This is a genomic window from Tateyamaria sp., from assembly GCF_059783535.1.
On record NZ_JBYNDP010000104.1, the window covers coordinates 1 to 5611 of the forward strand.

Annotated in this window: 6 protein-coding genes and 1 pseudogene; all 7 read left to right on the plus strand. The window is 62.8% G+C overall.

Features of this window, described 5'->3' with window-relative positions; all coding sequences use genetic code 11:
- A partial coding sequence (locus tag AC6RA8_RS16845) for an ATP synthase beta subunit C-terminal domain-containing protein (protein ID WP_500354167.1) occupies window positions 1-654 on the plus strand: 654 nt, incomplete at its 5' end.
- A complete protein-coding gene (locus AC6RA8_RS16850) occupies window positions 632-1228 on the plus strand; it encodes a V-type ATP synthase subunit D (protein WP_500354169.1) in 597 nt (198 codons plus the stop codon). The genes AC6RA8_RS16845 and AC6RA8_RS16850, both read left to right, overlap by 23 nt.
- A complete protein-coding gene (locus AC6RA8_RS16855) occupies window positions 1225-3015 on the plus strand; it encodes a V-type ATP synthase subunit I (RefSeq protein WP_500354170.1) in 1791 nt (596 codons plus the stop codon). Before AC6RA8_RS16850 ends, AC6RA8_RS16855 begins: the two co-directional genes overlap by 4 nt.
- Entirely contained in the window at window positions 3012-3455 is a 444-nt protein-coding gene (locus AC6RA8_RS16860; RefSeq protein ID WP_500354172.1) for an ATP synthase subunit C, read from the plus strand. The genes AC6RA8_RS16855 and AC6RA8_RS16860 overlap by 4 nt, the downstream gene beginning before the upstream one ends.
- Window positions 3455-4132, plus strand: a complete 678-nt coding sequence (locus tag AC6RA8_RS16865) for a hypothetical protein (protein ID WP_500354173.1) — start codon at window positions 3455-3457, stop codon at window positions 4130-4132. The genes AC6RA8_RS16860 and AC6RA8_RS16865 overlap by 1 nt, the downstream gene beginning before the upstream one ends.
- 2 nt (window positions 4133-4134) lie before the next feature.
- The gene (locus tag AC6RA8_RS16870; RefSeq protein ID WP_500354175.1) at window positions 4135-4827 is read left to right on the plus strand and encodes a hypothetical protein; all 693 of its coding nucleotides are present in this window, start codon (window positions 4135-4137) and stop codon (window positions 4825-4827) included.
- Window positions 4824-5611, plus strand: a pseudogene (locus AC6RA8_RS16875) (hypothetical protein); the annotation flags it as partial. The gene AC6RA8_RS16870 and the pseudogene AC6RA8_RS16875, both read left to right, overlap by 4 nt.

Here is a 5611-nt window from a genome sequence, read left to right on the forward strand (position 1 = left end):
TTCGCGGTGGAGGAGGGCAAGCGCGTGCTGGTCCTGCTGACCGACATGACCGCCTATGCCGACGCGATGAAAGAGGTGGGCATCAGCCAGGAGCGGGTGCCGTCGCAGCGTGGCTATATGGGTGACCTCTATAGTGAATTGGCGCGGCGGTACGAGAAGGCGTGCGACTATGCCAAGGGCGGGTCCGTCACCATTCTGGCGGTCACCACCATGCCCGGAAATGACGTGACTCACCCGGTGCCGGACAACACCGGCTACATCACCGAGGGGCAGTTTTACCTGCATTCCGGCGTGATTGACCCGTTCGGCAGCCTGTCGCGCCTCAAACAGAACGTGGTGGGCAAGACCACGCGCGAGGATCACAGCCAGATCATGAACACGATGATCCGCTTCTATTCCGAGGCGCGGGATGCGGCGCAGAAACAGGCGATGGCGTTCGAGCTGTCGGATTATGACCATCAAGTGCTGAAGTTTGGCGACCTGTTCCGTGACCGCTTCATGGACATCAACGTATCCATGCCGCTGGAAGAGGCGCTGGACCTGTGTTGGCAGACGCTGGCGGAATGCTTCACCGCAGAACAGTTGCTGATGAAGCAAACCCTGATCGACACATTTTTCCCCAAGGTGGCTGATGGCGCGGTTGCAGCTGAATAAGTCCTCACTCGCCCGCGAGGCGGCGCAGTTGCGGTCCTATGAGCGGTTCTTGCCGTCGTTGGACCTGAAGCGTCAGCAGCTGATGGCGGAACGCGCCAAGGCTGTGGCCGAGGTGGCTGCCTTGCAGGAGGAAGTTGACCGGCTGGCGGCGGAGGTCGGGCGCGATGTGCCGATGCTGAGCAATCGCGACATTGATCTGAGCGGGTTGGTGGAGCTGACCGACTATCATCTGGGTGAGGAGAATGTGGTGGGCACGCGCCTGCCCGTGCTCGACCGGATCGAGGTGACGGTGCGCCCCTATTCGCCCATGGTGCTGCCCCATTGGGTCGATCATGTGACGTACTTGTTGCACGACATGCTGACCGCCCGGTTGCGCGTGCAGGTGGCGCGCCAGCGGGTCGAGGTGCTGGACCGGGCCGTCCAGACCGTGACCCAGCGGCTGAACCTGTTTGACAAGGTGCTGATCCCCAATGCCCGCGCCAACATCAAGAAAATCCGCATCTATCTGAGTGACGAGCAGACCAGCGCCGTGACCCGGTCGAAGATTGCCAAGCGCAAGCGGGGCGTGGCATGAGCATTGCGCCCTTGAAGAAGCTAAGCCTTGTGGGGCCTGTGGAGGCGCAGGACGCGGCCCTGACCCGGCTTCAGGATATGGGTGTGATGCATATCCTGCCGCTGGTTCCGGCTGAGACCCAGGTGGAAAAGCGGGTCAGTCGGGAGGCGGAGGAAGCCTATAAGGCTTTGCGCTTTCTGGCTGTGGTGCCAGGGCCGCGCCGCCAGGTGCGCAGCGATCCCGAATTCGATGTGCAGGCCTTTGTGGCCGATGTGCTGGCGCTGAAGGATCGGTTGCGCGCTGCGCGGGACCGTCGTGATGCGCTGGCCAATCGGCTTGAGCATATGCAGCCGTGGGGGGATTTCGAATTCCCGCCGCTTGAGAGCCTTGCGGGTCAGCGCCTGTGGTTCTGGCAATTGCCGGTGAAGCATCGCGCAGCGCTGCAATCGGTGGACCTGCCGTGGGAGATTGTCGGGCAAGATGCGCGGTATCTTTTTGTTGTGGTTCTTAGCCCGGATGAGCCGCCGAGCGATCTGCTGCCCGTGCCAAGGGTGCATCTGGGGGCGAAACCCGGCCGAGTGCTTGAAGCCGATCTGGAAACAGCCGAGATCGAGATTGAGACCCTGCTGGGCGAGCGGATGGCGTTGACCCGCTATCTAACCTTGCTGCGCGGCAAGCTGTCCGAGGCCGAAACGCTGGCCGAACGCGCCTTTGCCGACAGCCAGACTTTGCGCGATCCAGACCTTTTTGCCGTGCAGGGCTGGGTGCCAGAGGCGCGGGTGTTGGAGGTTGAGGAAGCCTGTGCCGATCTCGGGCTGGCCGCGCTGATCGAAGCGCCGGGACCCGAGGACACGCCGCCCACCTTGCTGGAGCAACCCGATGAGGCGGGTGCCGGGGTCGATCTGGCGACGTTCTATCAGCCGCCCCATTACCGCGCGTGGGACCCGACGCGGATGCTGATGCTGTCCTTTGCCTTGTTCTTTGCCATGATCGTGGCGGATGCGGGCTATGGCATCGTGGTGGGCCTGCTTGTTCTGACCTTTTGGCGGCGATTGGGCGTGAGCGCGCATATGCGGGCGTGGCGGCGGATGGGCCTGTATCTGGCCGGGGCTGCGGTGGCGTTTGGCGTGATCGTGGGCAGCTATTTTGGCTTTGCTCCGGCACGTGGTCCGCTGGAACGGGTGGCCTTCCTTGATCTGAATGACTTCGACACGATGATGACGCTGTCGATCCTGATCGGCGTGCTGCACATCTGTTTTGCCAATGCGATGGCATTTCAGGCCAAGACCACGCGCAGCCGCTATGGCAACCTGGGCTGGATCGCCCTGCTGGCGGGCGGGGTGGTGTTGTGGGTCGGAGGTCTGGAAGGATTATCGCGCGACGTTGGCGCGGCGCTGATGGGCGTGGGCCTGCTTTTGGTCGTGGCCTATGCCAGTGACCGGCCCGTACGGCAGCCCAAGGACTGGCTGTGGCGCGGGTTTGATGGCCTCAAAGGTGCTGCGGGCCTGATGGGCATGTTTGGCGACGTGCTGTCCTATATGCGCCTGTTTGCACTTGGCCTTGCCTCGGCTTCGCTGGCCATCACCTTCAACGATCTGGCGGCGGATGTGATGGCGTCCGGCTCTGGCCTGGCCGTGTTGGGCGGGCTGCTGATCTTTGTCATCGGTCACGTGCTCAACTTCGCGCTCGCGATGATGAGCGGTGTGGTGCACGGCCTGCGGCTTAATTTCATCGAGTTTTACAAATGGGGCCTGCCCGAGGAAGGCATCGTCTTCCGGGCCTTTGCCCGCAAGGAGGTTCAGGAATGACTGAGTTCGTTATCGCATTGGGTTGGGTGGGGATTTTTGCCCCCATGGCCCTCGGTGCTGTCGCCAGTTCCATCGGCTGTTCGATTGCCGGGCAGGCGAGTATCGGTGCCATGCTGGAAACCGAGGGCGGCTATGGTCGGTTCGTCGGCATCTCGGCCTTTCCGTCGACCTTTGTGATCTACGGCATTGTCATCATGTTCACCCTGAACCGCGAGGTGACGCTAGAGAATGCGGGTGGGCTGTTCGGCGTCGGCCTGCTGTCCGGCGTTGCGCTGCTCTATTCGGGCATCTGGCAGGGGCGGGCTTGTGCGGCTGCCATCAATGCGTCGAAAGAGAAGCCGCAGATATTTGGTCTGGCCCTTGCGCCTGCTGCGATCATCGAGGGCTTTGGCGTCTTTGCCTTTGTCTTTGCCCTCGTCATCAGTGCGGGGATTGCGTGATGGCGGTAGAGCAGGAGACGGCCAGAGGGGTTGATGCCCTGATTGCCCGTTTGCGTCACGACGGAGTGGCCGCGGGCACCGCAGAAGCGGAGCGGTTGGTGGCGGACGCGCAGGCGGAGGCCGCGCGGATCGTGGCCGAGGCGGAGGCCGTGGCGGAAAAGACCAAGGCCGACGCCAAGAAGGCGGCAGATCGGTACACCCGCGCGGGTGAAGAGGCCCTGAACACCGCCATGCGCGACGCAGTGCTGACGATGAAATCGACGATGATGGCGCAGTTCGAACAGGACGTGCAGCGCATGGTCAGCACCGAGATGTCCGAGCCCGAGATGTTGCGCCAGATGGTGCTGGAGCTTGTCGGTCGGGCAGGGCAGGCGGCGTCGATGGGCGAGGGAGCCAGTGTGATCCTGCCTGCCGAGGTGGTTGGCCCCGAGGCAATCAGCGCCAATGCAGATGACATCCAGTCGGGCGCGCTGACCCAATATGTTCTGGGTCTGGCGCAGGAAAAACTGAAAGAGGGTGTGACGCTCTATGCCGCGAGCGACCTGCACGCCGGTATCCGGGCGCAGGCGGGTGAGGATGGAGTGGCGTTGGACCTGTCCGATCAGGCCATTGCCGCGCTGCTCATGCAGCACTTGCAGCCCCGCTTCCGTGCCGTGCTTGAGGGGGTGATCAAATAGCTATGTCTGATCCCGATGCCTATGTCGCGCTGGTTTCCAGCCTACCGAGTTCGGAGCGGTTGTTTGTGGCTAAACGGCCCCCCTTGTCCCGCTTGCGGCTCAACAGACGCCTGTCAGCGCTGAGCGAAGAACATGCGCAGACGCTTGCGCGGATGGAGCGTTTGCTGAGCTGGTCTGCCTATGATCCGGGGTCGGACCTGGACACGTTGGTGGGTCGGGCAAAGGAGCTGATGGCTGATCTGCCCTATCGCACATTGCGCCGCATCGTGGATGAACGGATGGAGTTGCGCACCGCCGTGGCCGCGCTGCGGATGCGGCAAGGCGGAGTAAAGCCGCCTGAAACGGATTGGGGTTATGGCGTCTGGACGTCTCAGATCGCGGCCAATTGGAACGAGCCTGCCTTTGGTCTGGATCGATCCTTGCCATGGTTGCGGCAAGCCGGGCAGTTGTTGGAGCAGGGGGACCCGCTGGGTCTGCAACGCCATCTGCTGGATGTCACCTTTCGCCAGTTGCAGCGTCATGCAGGCCGCCATCACTTCGATTTCGAAGCGGTCGTGATTTACGTTCTGAAGTGGAACATCTTTGACCGCTGGGCCAAGGCCGACAGCGTGGCTGCCGCGCAGCGCTTTACCGAGCTGTCCGAAGATGCGCTGAAGAATTTCCCACACCTGCAAGCGGAAGGAGCCACAGTATGACCGCCGCCGCAAAAAAGGTTCAACACCCCGAGGGTGACGCCGCCACTGCCCGCATCGTTGCCGTGCAGGAAGGGTTGGTACGGATCGAATCCATGGATAATCCCGATGGAACGTCGGGGGCGTTGGTCAAGAACGAGATGGTCTACATCCTGCCCAGCCGTTTGGCCGCCGGTGGTCGGCAGGAGCGGCTGAAGGCCGAGATTTTGCGCGTGCAGGGCAACACCGCTGACGCGCAGGTCTATGAAAGCACCCAAGGGGTCGCGGTGGGCGATCCGGTGGTGCAGAGCGGGCAGCTTTTGTCGGTGGCGCTTGGCCCGGGATTGCTGGGGCAGGTCTATGACGGGTTGCAGGCGCCGTTGAAGCAGGTGGCCAATGCCTATGGCATTTTCCTGCCGCGCGGGGCCGATGTGGACCCGCTGGATCGGGCGGCCAAGTGGTCGTTCACGCCGTCGGTGAAACTTGGGGATACCGTGACCGCTGGGCAGACCATCGGGACGGTGCCCGAGGGGCGTTTTACCCACAAGATCATGCTGCCTTTCAACTGGACGGGCACCTATACCGTCAACTGGGTGCAGAAGGGGGCTGTGACCGTCAACGATCCGGTGGCGCGTCTGACTTCGGATGGCGGGCAGGAGCATGTTATCCCCCTGTCGCAGCGCTGGCCGGTGCGGCGGCCCATGGCGGGTGATCTGCTGAAATCCGGGGCTGTGCAGCGCAAGTTTCCCGATACGCCGGTCCTGACCTCGCAACGGCTGATCGACACGTTCTTTCCCATCGCGCGGGG

What these genes read in the sequence shown, in the direction of transcription:
- AC6RA8_RS16855 (WP_500354170.1), top strand. Translation starts at nt 1,225, where the DNA reads ATGAGCATTGCGCCCTTGAAGAAGCTAAGCCTTGTGGGGCCTGTGGAG.
- AC6RA8_RS16860 (WP_500354172.1), top strand. Translation starts at nt 3,012, where the DNA reads ATGACTGAGTTCGTTATCGCATTGGGTTGGGTGGGGATTTTTGCCCCC.
- AC6RA8_RS16850 (WP_500354169.1), top strand. Translation starts at nt 632, where the DNA reads ATGGCGCGGTTGCAGCTGAATAAGTCCTCACTCGCCCGCGAGGCGGCG.
- AC6RA8_RS16865 (WP_500354173.1), top strand. Translation starts at nt 3,455, where the DNA reads ATGGCGGTAGAGCAGGAGACGGCCAGAGGGGTTGATGCCCTGATTGCC.
- AC6RA8_RS16870 (WP_500354175.1), top strand. Translation starts at nt 4,135, where the DNA reads ATGTCTGATCCCGATGCCTATGTCGCGCTGGTTTCCAGCCTACCGAGT.